The following is a 26121-nucleotide window of genomic DNA, read 5'->3' as shown; positions in this document are numbered from 1 at the left end:
GGGGCGACGAGCGTGGTCCGGGCCTGGCGCCGCACCCACCTCGGCAGCGATGCCGACCGGGCGACGTTCCGCGCGCTGCACTCCGCGTCGCTGGCCAGCCCGGCGCTGCGCGAGGGACTGACCACCGCCTCTGCCGAGCGGAGCATCCGTCACCTGCGCGCGCTGCTCGGCACGCCCGCGCTGGCGATCACCGACACCGCGGGGCTGCTGGCGTGGGACGGCACCGGCCAGCACCACGAGGGCCAGGTGCCGGCCCTCGTCACGGCCACCCTCGAGCGCGGCGGCACCGGCAGCGTCGACCGGGCCGAGCTGCCGTGCACCGAGGCCGGCTGCCCGGTCCGCACCGCCGTGGTCTCGCCGCTGGTGGTCGAGGAGCGGGTGGTCGGGACGCTCCAGGCGTTCGCGCCCTACCCGACCGCCGGCCTCGCCCGCGCCACCGACGAGGTCGCCCAGTGGGTCTCGGGCCAGCTCGAGCTCGCCGAGCTCGACGCCTCGCGCACCCGGCTGATGGAGGCCGAGGTCCGCGCGCTGCGGGCCCAGATCAGCCCGCACTTCATCTACAACTCCCTGGGCGCGATCGCCAGCTTCGTGCGCACCGACCCCGACCGGGCGCGCGAGCTGCTGCTGGAGTTCGCCGACTTCACCCGCTACTCCTTCCGCCGCCACGGCGACTTCACGACCCTGGCCGAGGAGCTGCGGTCGGTCGAGCGCTACCTGCTCCTCGAGCAGGCCCGCTTCGGCGACCGGCTCCGGGTGACGCTCGGGATCGCGCCGGAGGTGCTCCCCGTCGCCGTACCCTTCCTCTGCGTCCAGCCACTCGTCGAGAACGCCGTGCGCCACGGGCTGGAGTCGGCCGAGGGCGTCGGGCACATCCGGATCAGCGCGCACGACCGGGGGCAGGAGTGCGTGATCGAGGTCGAGGACGACGGCGTGGGCGAGGACCCGGAGCGGGTGCGGCGGGCATTGGCCGGCGACACCTCCCTCGACTCCGTCGGGCTCGGGAACGTCGACGCGCGGCTGCGCAACGCCTTCGGTGACGACTTCGGCCTGGTCGTGGAGACCGCGCCGGGTGCCGGCACCAAGGTCGTCGTGCGGGTGCCGAAGTTCGCCCCCGGGGTGCACCCGTGAGGGCCGCCCGATGAGGGCCCTGGTCGTCGACGACGAGCGGCCCGCGCTCGACGAGCTGCGCTACCTCCTCGCGCAGGACGACCGGATCGCGGAGGTGCTGACCAGCGACTCCGCGACCGAGGGGCTGCGGATCCTCCAGGACGCCGACGTCGACGTGGTCTTCCTCGACGTGCAGATGCCCGGCCTGACCGGGCTGGAGCTCGCCCAGGTGCTCAGCCGCTTCCGCACCCCGCCGGCCATCGTCTTCGTCACCGCCCACGACGAGCACGCCGTCGAGGCCTTCGAGGTGCGCGCGGTCGACTACGTCCTCAAGCCGGTGCGGGCCGACCGCCTGGCCGAGGCGGTACGCCGCGTGGTCGAGGCCACGGGCGGCGCCCGGCAGGCGGGGGTCGAGCCGGCGACGGCGCGCGACGAGGTGCAGGTGGCCGTCGAGCGCGGCGGGGTGACCCGGTTCGTCGAGCGCTCCTCGATCAGCCACGTCGAGGCGCAGGGCGACTACGCCCGGCTGCACCTGTCCGACGGCTCCTACCTGGTGCGGACCCCGCTCTCGCAGCTGGAGGAGGAGTGGGGGCCGGCCGGGTTCGTGCGGATCCACCGCTCGCTGCTGGTCTCGCTGGCCCACGTGGCCGAGGTGCGGATGGACGGCGGCCGCTGCTCGGTCGTCGTCGCGGGCGGCACCGAGCTGGGCGTCAGCCGCCGGCACACCCGGCAGCTGCGCGACCTGCTGCTGCGCCGGTCGGGCGCATGACCGGCCCGCCGCCGGACCGGCCCGAGCGGCCCGACCGGCCCGAGCGGGTGCGCGTGGAGCGGGTCCGGGTGACCGGCCCGCCCCGGCGGCGTACCCCCGCCGCCCGCACGCGCGACATCGACGCCGAGACCCGCCTGGGCGAGGTCTACATGGGCTCGTTGCTGCGCGAGCAGCTGTGGCTCGCGGTGCGGGTGCTGGCGGTGCTCGCGGTCGGAGTCGGGTCGCTGCCGCTGGCCTTCCACCTGTGGCCGGGGCTGACCGGGGTGCGGCTGCTCGGCGCGCCGCTGCCGTGGCTGCTGCTGGGCGTCGCGGTCTACCCGTTCCTCGTGCTGCTGGGCTGGCGCTACGTGCGGCGCGCGGAGCGCAACGAGCAGGACTTCCTCGACCTGCTCAGCGAGGTGGACGGGTGACCAGCGTCCCGGGGATCGTCGCGGTCGTCGTGGTGGCGCTCGCGACCCTGGCGATCGGCACCTGGGGCCTGCGGGTGTCGCGGACGACCAGCGACTTCCTCGTCGCGTCGCGCTCGGTGGGGCCGCGGCTCAACGCGAGCGCGATCGGCGGGGAGTACCTCTCGGCCGCGTCGTTCCTCGGCGTCGCCGGCCTCGTGCTGACCTTCGGCGCGGACATGCTGTGGTACCCGATCGGCTGGACCGCCGGCTACCTCGTCCTCCTCGTCCTGGTCGCCGCCCCGCTGCGCCGCTCGGGCGCCTACACGCTGCCGGACTTCGCCGAGGCGCGGTTCGGGTCGCGACGGGTGCGCTCGACGTGCTCGCTGCTGGTCGTGGCGATCGGGCTGCTCTACCTCTACCCGCAGTTCCAGGGCGCCGGGCTCACCCTGCGCTCGGCGGTCGGGGCGCCGACCTGGGTCGGCCCGGTGATCGTCGGCGCGGTCGTGCTGGCCAACGTCACCTCCGGCGGGATGCGCAGCATCACCTTCGTCCAGGCCTTCCAGTACTGGCTCAAGCTCTGGGCCCTGCTCCTCCCCGCCGCCGTCCTCGTGGCCGTGTGGTTCTCCGACGGCCGGCCCGGCGCCGCGTCGTCGCTGGCGGACGCCCCCGGCGGCGACTGGTCCTCCCCGCTCGCGGTCGGCGGCGGCCAGGGCCTCTACGTGACGTACTCCCTCATCGTCGCCACCTTCCTCGGCACCATGGGCCTGCCCCACGTGGTCGTGCGCTTCTACACCAACCCCGACGGCCGCGCCGCCCGCCGCACGACGCTGGTCGTGCTCGCGCTGCTGGGGCTCTTCTACCTGCTGCCGCCGGTCTACGGCGCGCTCGGCCGGGCGTACGCCGCCGAGCTGGCCGCCGCCGGCCGCTCCGACGTGCTGGTGCTCGAGCTGCCGCGGCTGATGGTCCCCGGGATGCTCGGCGACGTGCTGACCGGGCTGGTGACCGCCGGCGCGTTCGCGGCGTTCCTCTCGACCTCCTCGGGGCTCTGCATCGCGGTCGCCGGCGTGCTGTCGCAGGACGTCACCGGCCGGCCGTGGCGGGGGCGGCGGCTCGCGGGCGTGACGGCCTTCCGGGTCGGCGCGGTCGTCGCGGTGGTCGTGCCGACGCTGATGGCGCTCGCCGCGCCGCACGTCGGGGTGGCCCGAGCGGTGGGTCTCGCCTTCGCGGTCGCGGCCTCGACGTTCTGCCCGCTGCTGCTGCTCGGCATCTGGTGGCGCGGCCTGACCGCGGCCGGGGCGGTCGCCGGGCTGGCCGCGGGCGGGCTCGGCTCCGGAGCCGCCGTGCTGCTCACGCTGACCGCCGCTGCGCCCGAGGGCTGGCCGACGGTGCTGCTCGAGCAGCCGGCCGCGTGGTCGGTGCCGCTCGCCTTCGCCACGATGGTCGGCGTCTCGCTGGCCACCCGCTCGCAGGTCCCCGCTCACACCGGTCGGTTCATGGTGCGGCTGCACACCCCCGAGGCGCTCGACCTCGATCGGGGGTGACCGCGACCTCTGCCACGGCCGGTTCGGGGCAGCTCCGGGGCCAGCTTGGGGCGTCGACATTCGTTCAATTGCGCGGTTGTCGCGGGGTGGAAGCGGTTGCACACGTTCAGAACTCAACAATTGAACGATCGTGCACGGACCAGCGCCCGCGCCCGGGAGACGACGAGGTCCACGACGAGCGGGTGCGGGCCGATGACGTCGGCGACGAGGGCGGCGCCGGCGTCGAGGCAGTCGGTGCGGAGCCGGCGGTCGAAGTAGCCGGTGGCCAGGAGGTACGGCGCGACCGCGTCCCCGGGGCGCACGACGTCGGCCGGGCGCGGGCCGAGGCCCGTGAGCGTCGCCCAGCGGACGTCGCCGCCCCACGCGCGGCCGAGCAGGTCGGCGGAGCGCTCCAGGTCGCGCACGGCCAGCGGGTCGGTCGAGCCGGCAGCGACCATGACGACCGGCGACCCGGGCGCGGCGCCGGCGGAGATCAGCCGGGCGACCATCGCCGAGGCGAGCAGCGGGTGCGGCCCCAGCTGCCGGCCGAGCCGCAGGCCGGAGCCGGCCACCATCTGCGGCAGGTCCGAGCGCACGTGCATCCCGGTCGACAGCAGCAGCGGCACGACGACCCCGCCCTCGGAGCGACCGGCCGCGCCCGCGGCGACGTCGGAGAGCAGCGGCTCCGCCAGCTCGACGTACGCCGCCACGCCGGCCAGGCCGAGCCGGGCCGCGGCCCGGGCCGTCACCTCGCGGGCGACCTCGTTGCCCGCGGCGGTCCGCGTGCCGTGGGCGACGGTGACCAGCAGCGTCACGGGCGCCCGCTCACGACGACACCGCGAGCCGGTAGCCGCGCTTGACGACCGTCTGCACGATCCGCGTGCCGAGGGCGGACCGCAGCCGGGCGACGGCCATCTCGACGGCGTGCTCGGAGCCGGCCGTGCCGGAGGGCAGCGCGGCGAGCAGCTCGCGCCGCGACACGACGTGGCCGGGGTTGACCAGCAGCGCCTGGAGCAGCGCGAAGGGGGCCGGCGAGAGCCGCACCGGCGTCCCGTCGAGCAGCACCTCGTCGCCGTGCAGGAGCAGCGTGTGGCCGGCGACCTCGAGGCTGACGCCGGCGCTGCGCGAGGGCAGCTCGCTCTCGAGCTGCTTGACCATCGCGGCGAGCCGGTTGCGCTCGGGGTGGATGGTCGGCACGCCCCACAGCTCGAACGCGGCGGCGGTGACCGGGCCGACGCAGGAGGCGACGACGTCGGCCTGGAACGCCGCGACCACGTCGTCGCGCCGCCCGGTCGGGCCGGCGGCGTCCATGAGCGCGGCGACCGCGGGGGCGGAGGTGAAGGTGACCGCGTCGAGCGCGCGGTCGGCGACCAGGTCGATGAGGCGGAAGAGCGGGTCGAGGTCCTCGGCCGACTCCACGCGGTAGACCGTGACCACGGTGACGTCCGCGCCCTGCCGGCGCAGAGCGTGCGCGACCATCGACAGCGACTGGCCGTGCTCCTGCACGACGATCCGCAGCCCCTCGAGCGAGCGGCCGCGCAGGTGCTCGAGCACGTCCTCGAAGCACTCCGACTCCGGCGCCCACAGCTCGCGCAGGCCGCGCCGGCGCAGCGCCCCGACCGACTTCGGGCCGCGGGCCAGGATCTCGGCCCGGCCGAGCGCGGCCACCAGCGCCTCACCCAGGCCCCACCCGTCGGCCGCGTCGAACCACGCCCGCATCCCGATGCCGGTCGTCGCCAGGAACATGTCGACCGGCCGGGCCAGCACCTCCTCGGTCGCCGCGCGCAGCGAGGCGTCGTCGACCCGGTTGGGCTCGAGGGAGAGCGCGGGCGCCCAGACGACCTCGGCGCCGCGGCGCTGGAGCAGGGCGATCTGCTCGTCGACCTTGCGCGCGGCGGTCACGCCGACGCGGTAGCCGCGCAGCGGGAGCGGTCCGTCCACGTCCCCTCCCTCGCTCGACCCGGCCGGCGGTCCGACCACCGGCTCCGTCATGACCCCGCGTCCACCTCCGCCGGCCCGACGAGCACCTCGCCGTCCCGGACGACGACGGCGTACGTCGGCACCCGCACCGCCGCGTCGTCGAGGCACTGCCCGGTGCGGAGGTCGAAGCCCTGCTTGTGCATCGGGGAGGCGACGAACGGGACGTCCCCGCGCGTGCCGACGATGCCGCGGGCCAGCACCGAGGCCCGCGAGAAGGGATCGTAGTTGCCCAGGGCGAACACCTCGTCGTCGTACGTCCGGAACACCGCCACCGCCTGCCCCTCGACCAGCGCGCACACCCCCGCCTCGCGCGGGATCCGGTCGAGCCGGCAGACGGAGGTGTACGCCGCCGGGTCGGCCGCCGGCGCCCGCAGGCTCACCGGGGTGCCCCGACCGGGATGGCCGACCCGAGGACGACGGGCCCCGCGGGCTCGGCGGGATCCGCCGGCACCTGCTGGCCCCGCTCGGCGCGGAAGCCGATGTGCGGGTCGGGCGCGTCCGGGGCGTTGACGAACGACACGAACCGGGCAAGCTTGTCGGGGTCCTCGAGGGTGTCGCGCCACTCGTCGCGGTAGCCGGCGACGTGCCGCGCCATCGCGGCCTCCAGCTCCGAGCCGAGGCCGAGCGCGTCGTCGACGACGACCTCGCGGACCCGGTCGAGCCCGCCGTCGAGGGACTCGATCCACGGCGCGGTGCGCTGGAGTCGGTCGGCCGTGCGGATGTAGTAGAGGAGGAACCGGTCGAGGTAGCGCACCAGCGTCTCGTCGTCGAGGTCGCCGGCGAGCAGCCGGGCATGGGCGGGGGTGGCGCCGCCGTTGCCGCCGACGTAGAGGTTCCAGCCCTGCTCGGTGGCGATGATCCCGAAGTCCTTGGCCCGCGCCTCGGCGCACTCCCGGGCGCAGCCGCTGACCCCGCCCTTGAGCTTGTGCGGGGAGCGCAGCCCGCGGTAGCGCAGCTCCAGGTCGATCGCCATCCGGACCGAGTCCTGCACGCCGTACCGGCACCAGGTCGACCCGACGCACGACTTCACGGTGCGCAGCGACTTGCCGTAGGCGTGGCCGGACTCGAAGCCGGCGTCGACCAGGCGCCGCCAGATGTCGGGCAGCTGCTCGAGCCGGGCGCCGAAGAGGTCGATCCGCTGCCCGCCGGTGATCTTGGTGTAGAGCCCGAAGTCGCGAGCGACCTCGCCGATCACGATCAGTCCCTCCGGCGTGATCTCGCCGCCGGGCACGCGCGGGACGACGGAGTAGGTGCCGTTGCGCTGGATGTTGGCGAGGTAGGCGTCGTTGGTGTCCTGGAGCACCGCCCGCCCCTCGCCGAGCACGTGCCGGCCGAGCTGGGAGGCGAGCACGGAGGCGACAGTCGGCTTGCAGACGTCGCAGCCGCGGCCGGTCCCGTGCGCGGCGACGACCTCGTCGAACGACGTGTGGCCGTGGACCGCGACGGCGTCGAAGAGCTCCTGGCGGGTCATCGCGAAGTGCTCGCACAGGCTGCGGTCGACGGTGCGGCCCTGCGAGGCGAAGTAGTCCTCGACGACCTTCTTGACCAGCGGCTTGCACGACCCGCAGGTCGCGCCGGCGCGGGTGGTGCCGTCGCAGGCGGCGGCCGCGACGATGTCGGCCTTGCTGACGTCGTTGCAGGAGCAGACCTGCGCCTCGTCGGGCAGCGCGACCTCGGCACCGCCGCTGCGCGACGCCGGGAGGATCAGCTCCTCGGGGTTGTCGGGCAGGTCGATGCCGGAGCTGACCATCGGGCGGAGCACGCCGTACGCCGACGCGTCGCCGACCAGGATCCCGCCGAGCAGGCGGCGACCGTCCGCGGAGACGACGAGCTTCTTGTAGACCCCCGCCACGGCGTCGGCGAGCACCATCTCCAGTGCCCCGTCCGTCGTCGCGAACGCGTCCCCGAAGGACGCCACGTCCACGCCCATCAGCTTCAGCTTGGTCGACATGTCGGCGCCCGTGAACGCCCCCGGGCCGCCGAGCAGCGCGTCGACGACGACCTCGGCCATCGCGTAGCCGGGCGCGACCAGGCCGTACATCCGGCCGCCCGGCGCCGCGCACTCCCCCACCGCCCACACGTGCGGGTCGGACGTGCGGCACTGCTCGTCGACCAGCACGCCGCCGCGCTCGGCCACGTCCAGCCCGGCCGCGCGGGCCAGGGCGTCGCGGGGCCGGATGCCGGCGGAGAAGACGACGACGTCGGCCTCGACCGTGCCGCCGTCCTCGCCGAGGTCGAGCCCGGCCGCTCGCCCGTCGCGCTCGACGACGGCCCTGGTCGCGACGCCGGTGTGCAGCACCAGGCCCAGCGCCTCGACGTGGCGCGCCAGCGTCGCGCCACCGGCGTCGTCGACCTGCACCGGCATCAGCCGCGGCGCCATCTCCACGACGTGGGTCTCCAGCCCGAGCCCGTGCAGCGCGTTCGCCGCCTCCAGGCCGAGCAGCCCGCCGCCGACCACCGCCCCGGCCCGGGCCCCGGCCGCGGCCTCGCGGATCGCCTCGAGGTCCTCGATCGTGCGGTAGACGAGGCAGCCGGGCAGGTCGTGGCCCGGCACCGGCGGCACGAACGGCGCGGCCCCCGTGGCGAGCACCAGCTCGTCGTACGCCAGCTCGCCGCCGTCGGAGAGCCGGAGGGTCCGCGCGGCCGGGTCGACCACCTCGACGGTGGTGCCGAGCAGCAGCCGCACCCGCGGGTCGTCGTACTCCCCGGTGGGCAGGAACGACAGCGCCTCGGCGCCGACGTCGAAGAACGAGGTGAGCGCGACCCGGTCGTACGCCGGTCGCGGCTCCTCGCCGACCACCACCACGTCGTGGGTCTCGGTCAGGCCGCGCTCGATCGCGGCCTGGACGAAGCGGTGGCCGACCATGCCGTGGCCGACGACGACGAGGGTCCTGCGCAGGTGGGGGCTCATCGGGGGGTTCCTTCCAGCTGGGTGGTGCGGGTGGCGAGCAGCTGCCGGACCGCGTCGGAGCAGCCGCCGCAGCCGGTGGTGGCCCGGGTGGTGGCCCGGACCTCGTCGAGGGACGCGCAGGCGCGGACGGCGCCCGCGCTGACCCCGGCGCAGGAGCACACCTCGGCGTCGTCGGGGAGCACGACCGGTGTGGCCGCGGTGGCGCGGTCGGGCATGAGCAGGTGGCCGGGCTCGGTCGGGCCGAGCACGGTGCCGCGGTCGAAGTGCTGGGTGACCAGACCGATCCGCGACAGGTCGCCGACGAACGTCGCGGCCACGACCCGGCCGTCGCGCACGACGAGCCTGCGGTGGGAGCCGGTCACGGGATTGGTCACCTCGACGACCTCGCCCGCCGTGCGCTCGGGCTCGCCGAGGACGGCCACGTCGAGGCCCGTGGCGCGCAGCCGGGCGACGACGCGCGACCCGTCGTACGTCGCGTCCTCGCCGCGCAGGTGGCGGGCCAGCACGCCCGCCTGCTCCCACGCCGGTGGCACGAACCCGGTCGTCCGGTCGCCGCGCTGGGCGCAGTCGCCGATCGCGGAGATCCGCTCGTCGCTCGTGCGCAGGTGCTCGTCGACGACGACCCCGCGGCGCACCTCGAGGCCCGCGCGGCGGGCGAGGGCGGTCGACGGCCGGCCGCCGGCGGTGAGCACGACGAGGTCGAGGTCCTCGAGCGCGTGCCCGTTGTCCAGGCTCAGCCGGCAGGTGGGGCCGGTGGGGGTCAGCCGCACCGCCCGCGCGCCGGTGTAGACGCTCGTGCCGAGCCGGCCGAGGCCGCGCGCGAGCACGGACCCGGCGGACGGGCCGACCTGGCTGCGCAGCAGGTGCTCGCCGCCCTCGACGACCTCGGTGGCCAGGCCGCGGACGGCCAGCGCCCGGGCGACCTGGAGGCCGAGCAGGCCGCCGCCGACCACGACCGCGCGGCGTGCGCCGGGCACCGCGGCGTCGAGCCGGCGGCAGTCCTCGAGGCTGCGGAAGGCGTGCACCCGCTCGTCGAGCCGGCCGTCGACGCGGACGAGCCCGCGGATCGGCGGCAGCGTCGGGATGCTGCCGGTCGCCAGCACGAGCCGGTCGTAGGGCACCCGGCTGCGTTCCGCGAGCTCGACCTCCCGCTCGGCGCGGTGCACGTCGACGACGCGGGTGCCGAGCCGGAGGTCCACCTCGTCGGGCAGCGGCATCGCCAGCGACGCCGGGTCGTGGGTGCCCTCGAGCACGGCCGAGAGCAGGATCCGGTTGTACGGCGCGTGCGGCTCGTCGCCGAGCATCGTGACGTCGTGCCGCCCGCCCGCCACGAGGTCCTGCGCGAGCCGGACGGCCGCCATCCCGGCGCCGACGACGACCACCCGCTCCCGCGTCCGCGGACGGCTCATGCGCGCACCGCGCACGAGCAGGCCTTGAACTCCGGCATCCGCGAGGACGGGTCGAGCGCGTCGTTGGTGAGCCGGTTCGCGCCGACCCAGTGGAACGGCACGAAGACGGTGTCGGGCCGGATCGTCGCCACCACCCGCGCCGGCGCCTTCAGCTCTCCCCGCCGCGTCGTCACGACCACCGGCTCGCCGTCGCGCGCGCCGATCCGCTCGGCGAGCAGCGGGTGCAGCTCCACGAACGGCCCGTCGTCGGGGAGCTCGCGGACGCGGCGGGTCTGGGCGCCGGACTGGTACTGCGCGAGCACGCGGCCCGTCGTCAGGTGCAGGGGGTACGCCGCGTCCGGCTGCTCCGCGGCGCCGACGTGGTCGACCGCGACGAACCGGGCGCGGCCGTCGGGTGTCGAGAAGCGGTCGGCGAAGAGCCGCGGCGTGCCGGGATGATCGGCATCGGGGCACGGCCAGAACATCCCGTGCTCGGCCCGGATCCGCTCGTGGCTGATGCCGGAGTAGTCCGCGCGGCCGCCCGCCGAGGCCCGGCCGAGCTCGGCGAAGACCTCCGCCGGGTCGGTGGAGAAGGGCACCGGCGAGCCGAGCCGCTCGGCCAGGCCGGCCATCACCTCCAGGTCGCTGCGCACCCCCTCGGGCGGGGCGACGGCCTGCTCGCGCAGCACCACCCGGCCCTCGAGGTTGGTCATCGTCCCGGTCTCCTCGGCCCACTGGGTTACCGGCAGCACGACGTCGGCGAGCGCGGCGGTCTCCGACATGACGATGTCGGCGACGACGAGCAGGTCGAGCGCGGCGAGCCGCTCGGCGACGTGGGTGGCGTTCGGCGCGGAGACCACGATGTTGCTGCCCAGCACCAGCAGCGCCCGGGCGCCGTCGTCGGTGCCGAGCGAGTCCAGCAGCTCGTACGCCGACCGGCCGGCGCCCGGCAGGCTGTCGGGGTCCACGCCCCACACGCGGGCGACGTGCTCGCGGGCGGCCGGGTCGTCGATCATCCGGTAGCCCGGCAGCTGGTCGGCCTTCTGCCCGTGCTCGCGCCCGCCCTGGCCGTTGCCCTGGCCGGTGAGGCAGCCGTAGCCGGCACCCTCCCTGCCGGGCATCCCCAGCGCGAGCGCCACGTCGATCCAGGCCAGCACCGTCGCGGTGCCCTGGCTGTGCTGCTCGGCACCGCGGGCGGTCAGCACCATGACCCGCTCGGAGCCGGCGAGCAGGTCGGCCAGCTCGCGCAGCTGGGCGGCCGGCACGCCGCTGACCCGCTCGACCCGCTCCGGCCACCACGCGGCCACCGACCGGCGGACCGCGTCGTAGCCGGTGGTGCGCGCGGCGACGTACTCCTCGTCGACGGCGCCGGCCGCGTCGAGCAGGTGCAGCAGCCCCAGCGCGACGGGCAGGTCGGTGCCGGGGACGGGCTGGACGAAGACGTCGGCGCGGTCCGCGGTCGGCGTGCGCCGCGGGTCGACGACCACCACCCGGCCGCCGCGCTCGCGCAGCCGGTCGAGGTGGCGGGCGGCCGGCGGCATGGTCTCGGCGAGGTTGGAGCCGACGAGCACGACGACGTCCGCGCGCTCGACGTCGGCCAGCGGGAAGGGCAGCCCGCGGTCGATGCCGAAGGCCTGGTTGGCGGCCGACGCGGCCGAGCTCATGCACCAGCGGCCGTTGTAGTCGACCTGGCTGGTGCCGAGCGCGACGCGGGCGAGCTTGCCGAGCTGGTAGGCCTTCTCGTTGGTCAGCCCGCCGCCGCCGAAGACGGCGACCGCGTCGCGGCCGCGCGCGTCCTGGAGCGCGCGCAGCCGGTCGGCGACCAGGTCGAGCGCCTCGTCCCAGCCCGCCGCCCGCAGCGCGCCGGTCACCCGGTCGCGGACCAGCGGTGTGGTCAGCCGCTCGCGGTGGCCGCGCAGGCCGGTGGCGGTCCACCCCTTGCGGCACAGCGCGCCCTCGTTGACGGGGAACTCCGGCCACGGCCGCACCTCCAGCGTCCGGCCGACCCGCTCGAGGGTCATGCCGCACTGGAGGCTGCAGTAGGGGCAGTGCGTCCGCGTGCTCGTCGCGGCGGTCGTCGCGGCGGTCGTCGCGGCGGTCGGCACTCAGATCCCCGCCTGCGCCAGGCTTCCCGCACCCGCGCGGCGGCGGAGGAACACGGCGTACACCGTGGCGGCGCAGACGACGTAGAACGCGGTGAAGACGACGAAGGCGCCCTGGGTCGCCGCCATCGGGTCGTCGACCCAGGGAGCGCTGAACGCCAGCGGGACGAGGAAGCCGCCGAGCGCACCGACCGCCCCGATGACGCCGATCGCGGCGGAGGCCTGCTTGGTCGCGGTGTCGAGCGCGGCGGCCCGCTGCGGCGTGCCGGGGGTGGTGGTGCGCTCGGCCTCGGTGCGCCAGATGGCGGGGATCATCTTGTACGTCGACCCGTTGCCGATGCCGGTCGCGGCGAAGACGCAGAGGAAGAAGGCCAGGAACCAGGGGAACCAGGAGCGGTTGTCGGCGGCGATCGCCGGGTCCTGCGTCGGGTTCGGCGTGAGCTGCACGAGCGTCCACAGCACCGCGAGCGTGGCGACGACCATCGCGGCGAAGGCGCCGAGGGTGACCTTCGCGCCGCCCACCCGGTCGGCCAGCCAGCCGCCGAGCGGCCGGGTCGCGGAGCCGACCAGCGCGCCGAGGAAGGCGTAGTAGGCGAAGTAGATGCCGGTGCCGAGCGGCGCCGGGTCGGGCACCCAGAAGTTCAGCTTGATGAGCAGCGGCATCGCCGCGGAGTAGCCGATGAAGGACCCGAACGTCCCGACGTAGAGGAACGCCATCACCCAGGTCTGGCGGTGCCGCACCACCCGGAGCTGCTCGCGCGGCCGCGACACGGCGGTGCCGAGGTTGTCCATCCAGCGCCAGGCGGCGAACGTCGCGACGACCGCCAGCCCGGCGTAGACCCACGCCGCGCGCTCGAGGTGGACCCCGCCGCCGGAGGCCTGCACCAGCCCGAAGACCCCCGCGCCGCCGACGATCACCGGCAGCAGGAGCTGGACGAGCGCGACCCCGAGGTTGCCGCCGGCCGCGTTCAGCCCGAGGGCGGCGCCCTTCTCGGCGGCCGGGTAGAAGAAGTTGATGTTCGCCATCGACGAGGCGAAGTTGCCCCCGCCGAGGCCGGCCGTGGCGGCGATGAGGCAGAAGACCCAGTACGGCGTCGCCGGCTGCTGCACGGCGTACGCGAACAGCAGCGTCGGCACCAGCAGCAGCGCCGCGCTCACCATCGTCCAGTTGCGCCCGCCGAACCGCGGCACCGCGAACGTGTAGGGCAGCCGTAGCAGCGAGCCCACCAGGTTCGGCAGCGCCACCAGCAGGAACAGCTGCTGGGCGGTGAAGTCGAACCCCATCGACACCAGGAACGCCGAGCTGACGCTCCACACCAGCCACACCGAGAACCCGAGGTGCTCGGCGAAGATCGACCAGCCCAGGTTGCGGCGGGCCACCGCCCGGCCGGTCGTCGCCCAGAAGTCCGGGTCCTCGGGCCGCCAGTCGTCGATCCACCGACCGGTGCGCCGGACGGGTGCTGCGGTCGTCTCCTGGCCCGCGGCAGCGACCTCGGGCGGGGGTGCGGTCGTCGTCATGCCCCTCAACCTGGGCCCCGGAGGTAACCCCCGGCGCCGCCCGCTGGTTCGCGAACGTCAACTTGTCCTCACGACCTCACGGGCCCCGCACCCACCGCTGGTTGAGCCGCGACGGCGCGCAGCCGCCGGGCCGGGCGGTTGAGGAAGGCGCGCAGCGCCTGTCTCGAAACCTCCCGGCCCCACCGGGTCTCGGGACGGTTGCCAGCGCAACCTCCTCGACCAGCGGGAGCGGGCGGTGACGACCGTTCGTCGCGCCGGACCGACCGCTCACCGACGAGCGGTCGCCACTGGGCGACGGGGCCGCGCGCAGGCCTGCCCGGGCGACGTACGCCGCTCTTACGGTGACGCCGATCACACCAGCCCACGGAAGGGGTCCTCGGTGACCACACCGCCCGACGTGCCGGACCAGGCGAGCCGCCACGATCCGGTCTACGACCAGCTGTCCGCCGCCCCGGAGTTCCACGAGCTGCGCAAGCGCTACCGGGGCTTCGTGCTCCCGGCCACCGCCGCGTTCCTCGCCTGGTACCTCCTCTACATCCTGATGTCGAACTACGCCGGCTCCTTCATGGACACCAAGGTCGTCGGCAACATCAACGTGGCCCTGGTCTTCGGGCTGCTGCAGTTCGCGACCACCTTCGGGCTGGCGTTCCTCTACGCCCGCTACTCCGAGAGCAAGCTCGACCCGCTCGCCCGCGAGCTCAACGCCGAGTACGTCGCCCAGAAGGGCACGCACTCCCCGCGCCGCCACCACGAGGAGGGCCACTGATGGACGACCAGGTGCTCACCACCGTCCTGTTCCTGGCCGTCGTCGCGTTGACGGTCGGCATCACGTTCTGGGCCAGCCGGCAGACGTCCGGCACCGCCGACTTCTACGCGGGCGGCCGCTCGTTCTCGCCGGTGCAGAACGGCCTGGCGATCGGCGGCGACTACATGTCGGCGGCGTCGTTCCTCGGCATCTCCGGCGCGATCGCACTGTCCGGCTACGACGGCTTCCTCTACTCGATCGGCTTCCTGGTCGCCTGGCTGGTGGCGCTGCTGCTGGTCGCAGAGATGCTGCGCAACTCGGGCCGCTACACGATGGCCGACCAGCTGGCGTTCCGCATGCGCCAGCGCCCGGTCCGGATGGCCGCGGCGACCTCGACCGTCGTCGTGTCGATCTTCTACCTGCTCGCGCAGATGGTCGGCGCGGGCGCGCTGGTCGCGCTGCTGCTCGGCGTCGACGACCAGGCCGTCAAGAACATCGTCATCTTCGGTGTCGGCGCGCTGATGATCTTCTACGTCACCGTCGGCGGCATGAAGGGCACCACCTGGGTGCAGATCGTCAAGGCCGTCCTGTTGATGACCGGCTCGGCGCTCATCGTCGTGCTGGTGCTGGCGAAGTTCGACTTCAACCTCTCCGAGCTCCTCGGCGCCGCGGCCAGCAACTCCGGCCAGGGGTCGGCGTTCCTCGAGCCGGGCCTGAAGTACGGCGCCAGCGCCACCAGCAAGATCGACTTCATCAGCCTGGGCATCGCCCTGGTCCTCGGCACCGCCGGCCTGCCGCACATCCTGATCCGCTTCTACACGGTCCCGACCTCCCGCGACGCGCGGAAGTCGGTCCTGTGGGCGATCGGGCTGATCGGCGTGTTCTACCTGTTCACGCTGGTGCTCGGCTTCGGTGCCGCGGCGCTGCTCGACATCCCGGGGCTGCGCGAGTCCGGTGAGCTCGACGCCTCGGGCAACCTGGCCGCCCCGCTGCTCGCCGAGTCCGTCGGTGGCGGAGCCGGCTCGACCGGAGGCGCGATCCTGCTCGCCCTGATCGCGGCGGTGGCGTTCGCGACGATCCTCGCGGTGGTCGCGGGCCTGACGCTGACGTCGTCGGCGTCGGTGGCCCACGACATCTACAACTCGGTCATCAAGAAGGGCACCGCGACCGAGGACCAGGAGATCAAGGTGACCCGGTTCGCCGCCGCCGGCATCGGCCTGGTGTCGATCCTGCTGGCGATCCCGGCGCAGAGCCTCAACATCGCCTTCCTGGTGGCGCTGGCCTTCGCGGTCGCCGCCTCGGCGAACCTGCCGACGATCATCTACAACATGTTCTGGCGCCGGTTCAACACCCGCGGCGCGCTGTGGAGCATCTACGGCGGCCTGATCTCCGCCGTGGGCCTGGTGGTCTTCTCGCCGGTCGTCTCGGGCAAGGGGCTGGACCCCACCGGCAAGAACCTGTCGCTGCTGCCCACCAGCATCGACATCTCCTGGTTCCCGCTGGAGAACCCGGGCATCGTCTCCATCCCGCTCGGCTTCTTCTTCGGCTGGCTCGGCACGGTCACCAGCCGCGAGCCCTCCGCCGAGGACCGCTACACCGAGCTGGAGGTCCGGGCGCTGACCGGGGCCGGGGCCGAGCAGGCCGTCCAGCACTGACCTCCCCACCGGGTCGTGTGCCCCAGGACGCGCACCGCCGCGTGCTGGGGCACACGACCCTTCACTACTGTGGCGAGGGCCACCCCCCGCCCGACAACCAGGACGATCAGGAGCGCGAAAGTGAGCGAAGAGACCCTGTCCAACCTCCTCAAGGAGGACCGTCGGTTCGAGCCGCCCGCCGAGCTCGCCGCGCACGCCAACCTCACCGAGGAGGCCTACGCCCGCGCCGCCGAGGACCGGGAGGGCTTCTGGGCCGAGCAGGCCGAGCGCCTGACCTGGAGCAAGAAGTGGGACCAGGTGCTCGACTGGAGCGACGCCCCGTTCGCGAAGTGGTACGTCGGCGGCGAGCTCAACGCGGCGTACAACTGCGTCGACCGGCACGTCGAGGCCGGCAACGGCGACAAGGTCGCGATCCACTGGGTCGGCGAGCCGGTCGACGACAAGCGGTCGATCACCTACGCCGAGCTGCAGGCGGAGGTCAGCCAGGCCGCCAACGCCCTGACCGACCTCGGTGTCGGCACCGGTGACCGGGTGGCGATCTACATGCCGATGATCCCCGAGGCGATCGTCACGATGCTCGCCTGCGCGCGCATCGGCGCCCCGCACACCGTGGTCTTCGGCGGCTTCTCCTCCGACGCGCTCGCCTCCCGGGTCGTGGACTGCCAGGCCAAGGTCGTCGTGACCGCCGACGGCGGCTACCGCCGCGGCGCGCCGTCGGCGCTCAAGCCGGCCGTCGACGAGGCCCGCGCCAAGGCCGCCGAGCGCGACGGGCACACGGTCGAGAAGGTGCTGGTCGTCAAGCGCACCGGCCAGGAGGTCGACTGGGACGACTCGGTCGACGTCTGGTGGCACGACAGCGTCGCGAGGGCCTCCACCGAGCACCAGTGGCAGGCCTTCGACTCCGAGCACCCGCTCTACGTCATGTACACCTCGGGCACCACCGGCAAGCCCAAGGGCATCCTGCACACCACCGGCGGCTACCTCACCGGCTGCGCCTACACGCACTGGGCGGTCTTCGACCTCAAGCCCGAGACCGACGTCTACTGGTGCACCGCCGACATCGGCTGGGTGACCGGCCACTCCTACATCGTCTACGGACCGCTGGCCAACGGCGCGACGCAGGTGCTCTACGAGGGCACGCCCGACTCCCCGGAGAAGGGCCGCTGGTGGCAGGTGATCGAGGAGTACGGCGTCACGATCTTCTACACCGCGCCCACCGCGATCCGCTCGTTCATGAAGCAGGGCCGCGAGATCCCCGACGCCCGCGACCTCTCGTCGCTGCGCGTGCTCGGGTCGGTCGGCGAGCCGATCAACCCCGAGGCCTACGTCTGGTACCGCCAGGTCATCGGCGGCGACCGCACCCCGGTCGTCGACACCTGGTGGCAGACCGAGACCGGCGCGATCATGATCAGCCCGCTGCCCGGCGTCACCGCCGGCAAGCCCGGCTCGGCGATGATCCCGATCCCGGGCGTCTCCGCCGACGTGGTGACCGAGGAGGGCGAGTCGGTCCCCAACGGCTCGGGCGGCTACCTCGTGCTCACCGAGCCGTGGCCCTCGATGCTGCGCGGCATCTGGGGCGACGACCAGCGCTACCGCGACACCTACTGGTCGCGCTACGCCGAGGCCGACGGGGGCAAGGGCTGGTACTTCGCCGGCGACGGCGCGAAGAAGGACACCGACGGGGACCTGTGGGTCCTCGGCCGCGTCGACGACGTCATGAACGTCTCCGGCCACCGGCTCTCCACCACCGAGATCGAGTCCGCGCTCGTCTCCCACCCCAAGGTCGCGGAGGCCGCGGTCGTGGGCGCGAAGGACGAGGACACCGGCCAGGCGGTCTGCGCGTTCGTCATCCTCCGCGACGAGGCCGGCGACGGGGGCGAGGACATCGTCGAGGAGCTGCGCAACCACGTCCGCAAGGAGATCGGCGCGATCGCCAAGCCGCGCCAGGTGATGATCGTCCCCGAGCTGCCGAAGACGCGCTCGGGCAAGATCATGCGCCGCCTGCTCCGCGACGTGGCCGAGCACCGCGAGGTCGGCGACGTCACCACGCTGGCCGACTCCACCGTCATGGACCTGATCTCCGGCCGGCTCACCTCCGGCAAGGGCGGCGACGACTGACGGGTCGTCGCTCTCCACCCGCACCAGGACCCGTCGGCGGGGTAGTAACGGTCAGGAACGTCCGTGACTACCCCGCCGACGGTCATTGTCGTCCGTTACTACCCCGTCGCCCGCCCGGCCACCGCGGCGCCCGGACAGGCGCGCCGGGCCCGGCGGTACGGCGTACCGGCTCAACGCAGCGCGGCGACGACCTTGGGCAGCCCCCACCGCAGCGGGGCGTCGAACCACGGCCAGTTGTGCACGCCGCCCTGGCGGACCCAGGCCGAGTAGGGCACGCCGGCCTGGGTGAGCGCGGCGAGGAACGACCGGTGGCCGGTCCACATCAGCTGCTCGGTGTAGCCGGTGTGCAGCGGGTCGGTGGTCTCGCTGGCGGTGCTCGGCGACCCGGTGCCGGCGGCGACGAAGAGGTCGACGCCCTTGAGCTTGGGCGCGAGCGAGACGGGGTTGTGCGCGTCCCAGGTGGCGCGCTCGAGCAGGGGGTTGCCCCAGACGCGGAGCAGGTTCGGCGGGCTGACGCCGATCGCCTTGGCGATCTCCGGCGGGAGGATGTTCGCGATCATCAGGTTGGTGTCGACGGCGCCGGAGAGCGTGAACGCCGCCTGGTAGAGGCCGGGGTGCCGCGCGGGGTAGATCAGCGCGCCGAGGCCGCCCATCGAGGCGCCGACAGCAGCGCGCTTGCCGGTCGTGCGGAACTTCCGGTCGACCCAGCGGGTGAGGATCTCGGTGTGGAAGGTCTCCCACTGCCAGGAGCCGTCCTTCCAGTCGCTGAACATCCCGGCCTCGTCGCCGATGCCGCCCTCGGGCATCACGAAGATCGCCTTGAGCGGCTTGGTGACGGCGGTGAGCTCGGTGCCCACGCTCCAGCGGATGTAGGGGCTGCGGGCGCCGTTGAAGAGGTAGACGACCGGGTAGCGCTTCTTCTTGTTCTTCTTCGCTCGGTAGCCGGCCGGGAAGAGGACGCGGACCATGGTGCTGGTGACCTTCACGTCCGCGGGGACCGGCACCCGGAAGTCGCGGCAGCGCGCCGGCGGGCAGGCCTTCGTGCCGTCCGCACCGGGGGAATCGTCCGTGGGCCGGTAGCTCGTCGGCGTCGACGGCACGAGCATCAGGTCGAGGAAGGACTGCCACGACGACCCGGACGCGCCGGTCTGGGTCGTGGTCTTCTCGACGTGGACGTCCTCGCCGGTGTCGGCCAGCGCGGTGCTGCCCCCGCCGGCAGCGACGAGCGCGAGCACGACGGAGCCGACCAGGGCGGCGAGGGCGCGGCGCGGGCGCCGGAGTCGAGCGTTCACGACTGGGGCAACGACCGCGGGGGCACCGAGGTCACGCGGACGTCGTACGCTGGCCGACGGTGTGCCGGGAAGTCTGGTCGGCGTCGCTGTCGCCGACCCCTGGAGAGCACGCCACCCCATGAGCACGAACTCCCGCAAGCCGCTGTTCGGCCGCCCGTCCTTCCTCGAGCACACCCGGATCGCCGAGGTGCTGCGTGCCGAGGCCACCGGCGGGATGCTGCTCATCGCGGGCGCACTCGTCGCGATCGTCTGGGCCAACACCCCGTGGGCCGACCTGTACGAGGCGGCCCGGGACTTCCGCATCGGCCCCTCGGCCCTGCACCTCGACCTCACGATCGGCACCTGGGCCGCGGACGGCCTGCTGGCGATCTTCTTCTTCGTCGTCGGCCTGGAGCTCAAGCGCGAGTTCGTCGCCGGCGACCTGCGAGACCCGCGGCGCGCCGCGCTGCCGGTCGCGGCCGCGGTCGGCGGCATGGTCGTGCCTGCGCTCATCTACGTCGCCTGGAACGCCGGTTTCGACGGCGAGCTGGCCGGCTGGGCGATCCCCACCGCCACCGACATCGCCTTCGCCGTGGCGATCCTGGCGGTCATCAGCTCCCACCTGCCCTCGGGGCTGCGCACCTTCCTGCTGACCCTCGCCGTGGTCGACGACCTGCTGGCGATCACCGTGATCGCGCTGTTCTACACCGACGAGCTCCACCTGCCGTACCTCGCGCTCGCGCTGCTCCCGCTGGCCGCGTTCGCGTTCCTCGTGCAGAAGCGCGTCCGCTCCGGCTGGCTGCTCGTGCCGCTCGCGCTGCTGACCTGGGTGCTCGTCCACGAGTCCGGCGTGCACGCCACCATCGCCGGCGTCCTGCTCGGCTTCACCGTGCCGGTGCTGCGCCGCGACGGCGGCGACGGTCCCGGGATGGCCGAGCACCTCGAGCACGTCGTGCGCCCGCTCTCGGCGGGCTTCGCGGTGCCGGTCTTCGCGTTCTTCGCCGCCGGCGTCACCGTCGGCGGTGTCGACGGCCTGGTCGACGCGCTCGGCGACCCGGTCGCGCTCGGCATCGTGCTCGGCCTCGTCCTGGGCAAGACCATCGGCATCGTGGGCTCGACCTGGCTGCTCGCGACCTTCACCAAGGCCGACCTCGACGAGGAGCTCGCGTGGGTGGACGTGGTCGGCATGGCGATGCTGGCCGGCATCGGCTTCACGGTCTCGTTGCTCATCGGCGAGCTGGCCTTCGGGCAGGGCACGAAGGACGACCACGTCAAGGTCGGCGTGCTCGTCGGCTCGCTCATCGCGACGGTCGCCGCGAGCCTGGTGCTGCGCAGCCGCAACCGGGTCTACCGCCAGATCCACGAGGCCGAGTCGCGCGACGACGACGCCGACGGGGTACCTGACGTCTACCAGCAGGACCGCCGAGCCGACGACTGATCGGCGCCCGGAGGGGTTCTGTAGGGTCAGGCCCACATCTCGACGCAAGGGGAACGAACGAATGTCGCAACCGGTCAAGCCGCCGCAGGAGGGCGACCCCACCATCGGGCGCCTCGTCGCCGACGCTAGCCGCGACATCTCGTCGCTGGTCTCCAAGGAGATCCAGCTCGCGAAGTCCGAGCTCAAGGTCAGCGTCAAGGCCGGCGGGATCGGTGTCGGCCTCTTCGCCGCGGCCGGCTTCCTCGCCGTGCTCGCGATCATCATGCTCTCGGTGGCGATCGCCTACTTCATCCACTGGGACGACAAGGGCCTCGAGCTGCACTGGGCCTTCCTCATCGTCTTCGGCTTCTACCTCCTGCTCGCCGGCCTGCTCGGCTTCATCGGGCTGAAGAAGGTCAAGCAGGTCCGCGCGCCCGAGAAGGCGATCGAGCAGGGCCGCGAGATCCCGCGCGCGCTCAAGGGCCAGTCCTGACGCACTGACCCGACCGGCGTACGCCGGGTGGTGACCCGGCCGTCGGAGACCCGGCCGGCGGGGGCTCAGCCGGCGCAGTCGCCGGTGGAGACCTCGTCGGTGTTGGTGACGCCGATCCGGCGCGCCTCGTCGACCTGCTCGGCGGTCAGCGCGTAGCCGGTGTCGGGGTCGGTGACCGACGCCGCGAAGACCACGCCGACGACGTCGCCGCCCGAGGAGACGATCGGGCCGCCGGAGTTGCCGGGCCGCACCAGGCCGCGCAGCGAGAAGACCTCGCGGATCACCGTGCCGTCGCCGTAGATGTTCGGCGAGCGGAGCCGCTGCTCGGAGCGGATCCGGCCGGCGGCCACGAAGTAGGGACCGTCCTGCGGGTAGCCGAGGATGGCCACGCCGTCCTTGGGCTCCGCACCCTGGTCGAAGGAGAGCGCCGGGCGGTCCGCGCCGTCCAGCGCGAGGACGGCCACGTCGAGGTCGGCGTTGTAGTAGACGACCTCCGCCGGCACCGACTCGTCGTCGAGCTCGACCTCCGGGTCGGCGACGCCGGCGACGACGTGGGCGTTGGTCATCATCCGCGCCTGGCCGTCCTCGCCCTGCGCGTAGAGGAAGCCGGTCCCCTCGATGCCGCGGCCGCAGGCGTTGGTGCCGCGGATCTTCAGCACGCTCTCCCGGGCCGCCTCGACGTCGGGGTCGCGCAGCAGCCGCTTCGGGCCCGGCCCCACCTCGACGATCCGCTCAGGGGCGAACGGCTCGAGGTAGCGCGGGAAGAACGTCGTGCCGACGACGTCGTTGAACGCCTCGAGCACGTTGTCCGCCGAGCTCGGCAGCGTGCGGTCGACCTCGGCCAGCACGCTCGAGCCGCGGACCAGCGGGGTGACCCCCGCGATCGCCGAGCCCGAGATCGCCACGCCGAGGGCCCAGGCGACCAGCAGCACGGCCGCCGCGCTGAGGGCCGCCCCGCCGACCGCGTCGACGGCGCGGACCGGCTGCCACGTGATCCGGTCGCGGATCCGCCCGCCGGCGTACTGCAGGACGGCCTGGCCGAGTGAGGCGGTGAGGATGACGATGAACAGCGCGCCGAGCGAGACCACCAGCGAGGGCGAGGCGTCGCCGAGCGCGACCGGCGCGAGCCAGACGCCGGCGAGGCCGCCGAGCAGCAGGCCCGCGGTGGCGAAGGCGCCGGTGACGAAGCCCTGCCAGTAGCCCGAGAGCGCGTAGGCGAGGACCAGCAGCACCAGCAGCCAGTCGAGCGCGTTCACCGGTCGGGCTCCTCGATGTCCAGCATGCCGGCGCGGGCGTTGCGCTGGACGCGGGAGTCGCCGGCGAGCATGTACGCCGGCAGGTCGCGGACCCGCGAGGCGTCCCACTCCCGGGTCCACCCCAGGAAGTCGAACAGCCGGGCGATGATCCCGCCGGTGAAGCCCCACAGGATGACGTCGCGCTCGGGGCCGATGAGGAAGCCGGGGCTGGTGTAGCCGACCGGGTGGCGCACGGTGATCCGGTTGTCCGGGTCGACCAGGTCCGCGATCGCCGCGTGGTGGATCGCGTGCACCTCCGCGCGGCTGACCACCCCGACGGCCGAGGGCTCGCGCCACCAGCCGACGACCGGCGTGACCGCGAAGTTGCTCGGCGGCAGCCACAGCTGCGGCAGGCAGCCGACCACGTCGACCGAGTCCGGCACCAGGCCGATCTCCTCCTCGGCCTCGCGCAGGGCAGCCTCCACGACCGTCTCGCCCGGGTCGATCGAGCCGCCCGGGAACGACACCTGGCCGGGGTGGCTGCGCATGTCGTGGGCGCGCTCGGTCAGCAGCACCTCGCCGCCGCGCGGGCCCTCGCCGAAGAGCATCAGCACCGCGCCCTCGCGGGCGTCGGCGTCCTCGGGCGGGACGAACCGGGTCAGGTCGGTCGCCTCGATCGCCGCGACGGCCTCCTCGACCGGGCGCATCCAGTCCGGCAGGTCCGCGCTCACGCGGGGCCCTGCGTCTTGACCAGGGCGGCGGCGGTCTCGGGATCGGTGGGCCCGGCGCCGTACGACGGGCACCAGCGCGCGACCGGGCACGCGCCGCAGGCGGGCTTCTTCGCGTGGCACACACGGCGGCCGTGCCAGATCAGGTGGTGGCTGAGCATCGTCCAGTCGCGCTTGTGGAAGAGCGCGCCGACGGCGTGCTCGACCTTGACCGGGTCGGTCTCGTCGGTCCACGCGAAGCGCCGGACCAGCCGGCCGAAGTGGGTGTCGACCGTGATGCCGGGGACGTCGAAGGCGTTGCCGAGGACGACGTTGGCGGTCTTGCGACCCACGCCCGGCAGCTTGACCAGGTCGTCGAGGCGCGGCGGGACCTCGCCGCCGTGGTCGGCGACCAGCGCGGCGCTCAGCTTGAGCAGCGACTCGGTCTTGGCGCGGAAGAACCCCAGCGGGCCGACGAGCTGCTCGAGGTGGGCGCGGTCGGCCGCGGCCATCGCGCGGGCGTCGGGGTACGCCGCGAACAGTGCCGGCCGCGCCGCGTTGACCCGGCGGTCGGTGGTCTGGGCGCTGAGCACCGTGACCACCAGCAGCTCGAACGGGTTGGCGAAGTCGAGCTCGCACCGCGCCTCGGGGTAGGTCTCGGCGAGGACGCGGTCGATCTTGCGGGCGCGCCGCACGAGCGCGGTCGGCGACTCCTCGGCGGTCGCGGCGGGCTCTGCTGGCACGGCGCCCAGGGTACGGACAGGCGCCGACGGTGGCCCGCCGACCGGCCGACCGGCCCCTCCCGGACCGGTCCACGCGAGCGACCCGCCGACGCCGATGATGCTTGTGAGCAACGGCACTGAGTAGGATTCGGCACGGACTGGCCCATGCCCGGTGGGACCGTCGAGGAGGAGGACCCGTGGACAACGACGTACTGCGTCAGGCGCCGCTGTTCAGCGCGCTCGACGACGAGGCGGCGACGGCGCTGCGGACCTCCATGTCCGAGAGCCGCCTGCGCCGCGGTGACGTGCTCTTCCACGAGGGCGACTCCGGCGACAAGCTCTACATCGTCCTCGACGGCAAGGTGAAGCTCGGCCGCACCTCCTCCGACGGCCGCGAGAACCTGCTCGCGATCCTCGGCCCCGGCCAGATGTTCGGCGAGCTCTCGCTCTTCGACCCGGGCCCGCGCTCGGCCACGGTGACCGCGGTGACCGACGCGTCGTTCGCCTCGCTCTCCCACGAGGACCTCCTGCGCTGGCTCGAGGGCCGCCCGGTCGTCGCCCGCGGCCTGCTCACCCAGCTCGCCGGTCGGCTGCGCAAGGCCAACGACGTCGTCGCCGACCTGGTCTTCTCCGACGTCCCCGGCCGCGTGGCCAAGGCGCTGCTCGACCTCGCCGACCGGTTCGGCCGCACCGCCGACGACGGCGTGCACGTCCACCACGACCTCACCCAGGAGGAGCTCGCCCAGCTGGTCGGCGCCTCCCGCGAGACCGTCAACAAGGCGCTGGCCGACTTCGCCTCCCGCGGTTGGCTGCGCCTCGAGCCGCGCTCGGTCGTCATCATGGACGTCGAGCGGCTCTCCCGCCGCGCCCGCTGACCGCCGACTCGCCACTTCCCGCGGGCCGAGTCGCCACTTCTGACAGGTCGAGTGGTCACGTCACCACCGCCGGTTCGAGTACCCGGACCGCAGCTCGTGCCGGAGCTCGTCGAGCCACCGGTCGAGCGCAGGGCCGGAGAAGTCACCGTTGCGGACCACGATGACGATCCACCCCTGCCGACGCAGCCAGGCCCGGCGACGCTCGTCGTACAGGCACTGCTCGGCGGTCGAGTGGGCGTCGTGCCCGTCGTACTCCACGCAGACCCGACGCCGCCGGTAGGCGAGGTCGAGCCGGTACGTCGGCACGCCGTCCACCTCGACCCACACCTGCGGCTCGGGGAGCGGGAGCCCGGCGTCGGCGATCTCGAGCAGCACCCACGCCTCGCGGGGTGACTCGAGCCGTGGGTCGACCAACGGCGCAAGGCCCCGCAGCTGCACCACGCCACGACGCCCCCGGTAGCGGGCGGTCTCCCGCACGAGGTCGGTCGCGGTCAGGCCGTGCTGCCGCGCCAGCATCACCATGGCGCCGTACGCCTCGCGCCGCCGCAGGCAGCAGCCGAGGTCGAGCGCGGTGCGCAACGGCGTGGTGACGCGTACGCCGTGCAGCACCGTCACGTCGCCCGGGGCCAGGTCCCGGGTGCGGCCGTCCGCTGCCGTGAGCCTCGTGGCCCGGTGACCGCGCAACGCGCACGACTCGATCAGCGGCCCGTCCTCGTGCTCGACCTCCAGGTGGGCGTCGACACCGTGGAGCCAGGCGGCGGTCCGATCGGTGACGACGTGGTGCTCGCTGAGCACCTTCGCGACCGCCCGGCCACGCAGGTCGATCGTGTCGGGCAGGTGCGCCGGCACGAAGACCCCGCGCGCCGGGGACCGCACGTTCCCGGCAGCACGCCCGCGCCGCAGGTCGTTGGGGGGTGATGCCGAGACGGGTCAGCTCGGCCCGGGTGAACGGCCCCTCGGGCCAGGCGATCGTCATGCAAGGACCGTGCCGCCCGCCGAGGCGGGATGCTCCGTGCGTGGCGCGCACCTGTGGACGACGCCGTTCGTCGCGCGCCTGTGGACGTCAGGCGGCGCGGGCCACCCTCAGGTGTGGCGACCCGGCCAGCCCAAGGTGACGACTCGGCCAGCCCAAGGTGACTACTCGGCCCGCCCAAGGTGACGACTCGGCCCGCCCAAGGTGGCGACTCGGCCCGCCAGAG

22 protein-coding genes are annotated in these 26121 nt (G+C 74.0%); 10 read left to right on the top strand and 12 right to left on the bottom strand.

Annotation, left to right across the window (positions count from 1 at the left end; translation table 11 throughout):
- The first annotated feature begins 12 nt into the window (after window positions 1–12).
- Genes QWY29_RS08675 through QWY29_RS08660 form a run of 4 tightly spaced genes read left to right on the top strand, consistent with a single transcriptional unit; the run spans window position 13 to window position 3806 of the window.
- Window positions 13–1128 carry a sensor histidine kinase gene (locus QWY29_RS08675; protein ID WP_300960312.1) on the top strand — a complete coding sequence of 372 codons (1116 nt, stop codon included), beginning with the start codon at window positions 13–15 and terminating at the stop codon, window positions 1126–1128.
- A gap of 10 nt (window positions 1129–1138) precedes the next feature.
- Window positions 1139–1876, top strand: coding sequence for a LytR/AlgR family response regulator transcription factor (locus QWY29_RS08670; protein ID WP_300960311.1), 738 nt, complete (start codon window positions 1139–1141; stop codon window positions 1874–1876).
- Window positions 1873–2286: a DUF485 domain-containing protein gene (locus tag QWY29_RS08665; protein ID WP_300960310.1), complete on the top strand. Its 414-nt coding sequence runs from the start codon at window positions 1873–1875 to the stop codon at window positions 2284–2286. The genes QWY29_RS08670 and QWY29_RS08665 overlap by 4 nt, the downstream gene beginning before the upstream one ends.
- Window positions 2283–3806, top strand: coding sequence for a sodium/solute symporter (locus tag QWY29_RS08660; protein ID WP_300960309.1), 1524 nt, complete (start codon window positions 2283–2285; stop codon window positions 3804–3806). Before QWY29_RS08665 ends, QWY29_RS08660 begins: the two co-directional genes overlap by 4 nt.
- 113 nt (window positions 3807–3919) lie before the next feature.
- Here the strand turns inward: QWY29_RS08660 and QWY29_RS08655 are convergent, their stop codons facing one another.
- The 7 genes from QWY29_RS08655 to QWY29_RS08625 are packed head-to-tail and all read right to left on the bottom strand — an operon-like array spanning window position 3920 to window position 13684.
- On the bottom strand, window positions 3920–4600 hold the full coding sequence (locus tag QWY29_RS08655; RefSeq protein ID WP_300960308.1) for a sirohydrochlorin chelatase: 681 nt from the start codon (window positions 4598–4600) through the stop codon (window positions 3920–3922).
- A 10-nt stretch (window positions 4601–4610) separates the two neighbouring features.
- Window positions 4611–5726, bottom strand: coding sequence for a uroporphyrinogen-III synthase (locus QWY29_RS08650; protein WP_300960307.1), 1116 nt, complete (start codon window positions 5724–5726; stop codon window positions 4611–4613).
- A 47-nt stretch (window positions 5727–5773) separates the two neighbouring features.
- On the bottom strand, window positions 5774–6145 hold the full coding sequence (gene nirD / locus QWY29_RS08645; RefSeq protein WP_300960306.1) for a nitrite reductase small subunit NirD: 372 nt from the start codon (window positions 6143–6145) through the stop codon (window positions 5774–5776).
- The gene (nirB, locus tag QWY29_RS08640) at window positions 6142–8676 is read right to left on the bottom strand and encodes a nitrite reductase large subunit NirB (protein ID WP_300960305.1); all 2535 of its coding nucleotides are present in this window, start codon (window positions 8674–8676) and stop codon (window positions 6142–6144) included. The genes nirD and nirB overlap by 4 nt, the downstream gene beginning before the upstream one ends.
- Window positions 8673–10085 (bottom strand): FAD-dependent oxidoreductase, encoded by a 1413-nt coding sequence (locus QWY29_RS08635; protein WP_300960304.1) that lies wholly within the window; start codon window positions 10083–10085, stop codon window positions 8673–8675. The genes nirB and QWY29_RS08635 overlap by 4 nt, the downstream gene beginning before the upstream one ends.
- Entirely contained in the window at window positions 10082–12169 is a 2088-nt protein-coding gene (locus tag QWY29_RS08630; RefSeq protein ID WP_300960303.1) for a molybdopterin oxidoreductase family protein, read from the bottom strand. Before QWY29_RS08630 ends, QWY29_RS08635 begins: the two co-directional genes overlap by 4 nt.
- Entirely contained in the window at window positions 12170–13684 is a 1515-nt protein-coding gene (locus QWY29_RS08625) for an MFS transporter (protein WP_300960302.1), read from the bottom strand.
- Window positions 13685–14063: 379 nt separating this feature from the next.
- Between QWY29_RS08625 and QWY29_RS08620 the strand changes: the two genes are divergently transcribed.
- The 3 genes from QWY29_RS08620 to acs all read left to right on the top strand — a co-directional run bounded on the left by QWY29_RS08620 (window position 14064) and on the right by acs (window position 18202).
- Window positions 14064–14450, top strand: a complete 387-nt coding sequence (locus QWY29_RS08620; RefSeq protein ID WP_300960301.1) for a DUF485 domain-containing protein — start codon at window positions 14064–14066, stop codon at window positions 14448–14450.
- A complete protein-coding gene (locus tag QWY29_RS08615; RefSeq protein ID WP_300960300.1) occupies window positions 14450–16084 on the top strand; it encodes a monocarboxylic acid transporter in 1635 nt (544 codons plus the stop codon). Before QWY29_RS08620 ends, QWY29_RS08615 begins: the two co-directional genes overlap by 1 nt.
- Window positions 16085–16204: 120 nt before the next feature.
- Window positions 16205–18202, top strand: a complete 1998-nt coding sequence (gene acs / locus QWY29_RS08610; protein ID WP_300960299.1) for an acetate--CoA ligase — start codon at window positions 16205–16207, stop codon at window positions 18200–18202.
- Between the two features lie 170 nt (window positions 18203–18372).
- Here the strand turns inward: acs and QWY29_RS08605 are convergent, their stop codons facing one another.
- Window positions 18373–19494 carry an alpha/beta hydrolase gene (locus QWY29_RS08605; RefSeq protein WP_300960298.1) on the bottom strand — a complete coding sequence of 374 codons (1122 nt, stop codon included), beginning with the start codon at window positions 19492–19494 and terminating at the stop codon, window positions 18373–18375.
- 118 nt (window positions 19495–19612) lie between these two features.
- Here QWY29_RS08605 and nhaA point away from each other — a divergent pair, with 118 nt between their 5' ends.
- On the top strand, window positions 19613–20911 hold the full coding sequence (gene nhaA, locus QWY29_RS08600; RefSeq protein ID WP_300960297.1) for a Na+/H+ antiporter NhaA: 1299 nt from the start codon (window positions 19613–19615) through the stop codon (window positions 20909–20911).
- A 61-nt stretch (window positions 20912–20972) separates the two neighbouring features.
- Entirely contained in the window at window positions 20973–21383 is a 411-nt protein-coding gene (locus QWY29_RS08595; RefSeq protein WP_300960296.1) for a phage holin family protein, read from the top strand.
- Between the two features lie 65 nt (window positions 21384–21448).
- On the opposite strand, the gene QWY29_RS08590 is transcribed toward QWY29_RS08595, so the two are convergent.
- From QWY29_RS08590 to nth, 3 genes are read right to left on the bottom strand one after another with little or no spacing between them, the layout of a single operon-like run.
- Window positions 21449–22639, bottom strand: coding sequence for a MarP family serine protease (locus QWY29_RS08590; RefSeq protein ID WP_300960295.1), 1191 nt, complete (start codon window positions 22637–22639; stop codon window positions 21449–21451).
- A complete protein-coding gene (locus QWY29_RS08585) occupies window positions 22636–23349 on the bottom strand; it encodes an NUDIX hydrolase (RefSeq protein WP_300960294.1) in 714 nt (237 codons plus the stop codon). The genes QWY29_RS08590 and QWY29_RS08585 overlap by 4 nt, the downstream gene beginning before the upstream one ends.
- The gene (gene nth, locus QWY29_RS08580) at window positions 23346–24068 is read right to left on the bottom strand and encodes an endonuclease III (protein ID WP_300960293.1); all 723 of its coding nucleotides are present in this window, start codon (window positions 24066–24068) and stop codon (window positions 23346–23348) included. Before nth ends, QWY29_RS08585 begins: the two co-directional genes overlap by 4 nt.
- A 176-nt stretch (window positions 24069–24244) precedes the next feature.
- Here nth and QWY29_RS08575 point away from each other — a divergent pair, with 176 nt between their 5' ends.
- Window positions 24245–24922: a Crp/Fnr family transcriptional regulator gene (locus QWY29_RS08575; protein WP_268238538.1), complete on the top strand. Its 678-nt coding sequence runs from the start codon at window positions 24245–24247 to the stop codon at window positions 24920–24922.
- 60 nt (window positions 24923–24982) lie between these two features.
- On the opposite strand, the gene QWY29_RS08570 is transcribed toward QWY29_RS08575, so the two are convergent.
- Window positions 24983–25798 carry a type IV toxin-antitoxin system AbiEi family antitoxin gene (locus QWY29_RS08570; RefSeq protein ID WP_300960292.1) on the bottom strand — a complete coding sequence of 272 codons (816 nt, stop codon included), beginning with the start codon at window positions 25796–25798 and terminating at the stop codon, window positions 24983–24985.
- Window positions 25799–26121: the final 323 nt, after the last annotated feature.

The organism is Nocardioides abyssi, from assembly GCF_030412915.1.
In the GTDB taxonomy this organism is placed as follows: Bacteria; Actinomycetota; Actinomycetes; order Propionibacteriales; family Nocardioidaceae; genus Nocardioides; species Nocardioides abyssi.
This window is presented reverse-complemented; position numbering and strand designations above follow the sequence as displayed.

What these genes read in the sequence shown, in the direction of transcription:
- QWY29_RS08670 (WP_300960311.1), top strand. Translation starts at nt 1,139, where the DNA reads ATGAGGGCCCTGGTCGTCGACGACGAGCGGCCCGCGCTCGACGAGCTG.
- QWY29_RS08665 (WP_300960310.1), top strand. Translation starts at nt 1,873, where the DNA reads ATGACCGGCCCGCCGCCGGACCGGCCCGAGCGGCCCGACCGGCCCGAG.
- nirB (WP_300960305.1), bottom strand. Translation starts at nt 8,676, where the DNA reads ATGAGCCCCCACCTGCGCAGGACCCTCGTCGTCGTCGGCCACGGCATG.
- QWY29_RS08635 (WP_300960304.1), bottom strand. Translation starts at nt 10,085, where the DNA reads ATGAGCCGTCCGCGGACGCGGGAGCGGGTGGTCGTCGTCGGCGCCGGG.
- QWY29_RS08625 (WP_300960302.1), bottom strand. Translation starts at nt 13,684, where the DNA reads ATGACGACGACCGCACCCCCGCCCGAGGTCGCTGCCGCGGGCCAGGAG.
- QWY29_RS08615 (WP_300960300.1), top strand. Translation starts at nt 14,450, where the DNA reads ATGGACGACCAGGTGCTCACCACCGTCCTGTTCCTGGCCGTCGTCGCG.
- nhaA (WP_300960297.1), top strand. Translation starts at nt 19,613, where the DNA reads ATGAGCACGAACTCCCGCAAGCCGCTGTTCGGCCGCCCGTCCTTCCTC.
- QWY29_RS08595 (WP_300960296.1), top strand. Translation starts at nt 20,973, where the DNA reads ATGTCGCAACCGGTCAAGCCGCCGCAGGAGGGCGACCCCACCATCGGG.